Origin of the sequence: Vibrio sp. 1727, assembly GCF_033344415.1 — a bacterium.
In the GTDB taxonomy this organism is placed as follows: Bacteria; Pseudomonadota; Gammaproteobacteria; order Enterobacterales; family Vibrionaceae; genus Vibrio; species Vibrio alginolyticus.
This window is the reverse complement of the sequence record NZ_JAWPOT010000409.1, coordinates 1-620: the sequence shown is the minus strand read 5'-3', so window position 1 is coordinate 620 and position 620 is coordinate 1. Positions and strand designations below refer to the sequence as shown.

Here is a 620-nt window from a genome sequence, read left to right as displayed (position 1 = left end):
AAATCTCCTTACCGCTCAACTGCTCAAGTTTGGTGATGGTTGGAGTACTTTTGTTGGTGATCACCCACTCTTCGATGCCGGATAAGATTGGGGTACTGAAGTCGACTTTTTGTTTGCGGGCCTCTGTGATCGTCAAGTTTGCCACCACTAAATCACCAGAGCCGTTTTCGAGAGAAGGGAGCAATTGGTCTCGCGCTAGAGGGATGATTTGTACGTTCAGTTTGGGTTTGATTTTGCGTAAATCTTTTTCAAAGTGAGCCAGCAGCTCTGCGCCAATCCCTTTTGGTGTTCCTCCTTCGATATAGTAGAAGCCTAAATCGGCAGAGACTAAAACGCGCAATACGTTTTTCTCTTTAATGACATCCAAGTCACCCGTGTACGGAGGCTGTTTTAATGGTGAGATTTCCAAAGCGTAAACGGACGCCGACAACAGAAAGAACAGCATTGCCCAAAACTTAGATATGGTCACGTTCACGTCCAGTTTAATGGTGGAGTAGAACTCTAAGCATAAGTTGTGCTCAAAAAATCATCAAGATTGTTCAAAGAGAAGGAATTGGTGGTAGAAAACAAAACCGCCACAGTTTGAGCTGTGGCGGTAGGCGTTTATTTGACAGGATTTA

At 44.5% G+C, this 620-nt stretch carries 1 protein-coding gene; it reads right to left on the bottom strand.

Annotated features, from left to right (window positions below; all coding sequences use genetic code 11):
- On the bottom strand, window positions 1-469 hold a 469-nt coding region (locus R8O10_RS26035; RefSeq protein ID WP_318192071.1), incomplete at its 3' end, for a transporter substrate-binding domain-containing protein.
- Window positions 470-620: the final 151 nt, after the last annotated feature.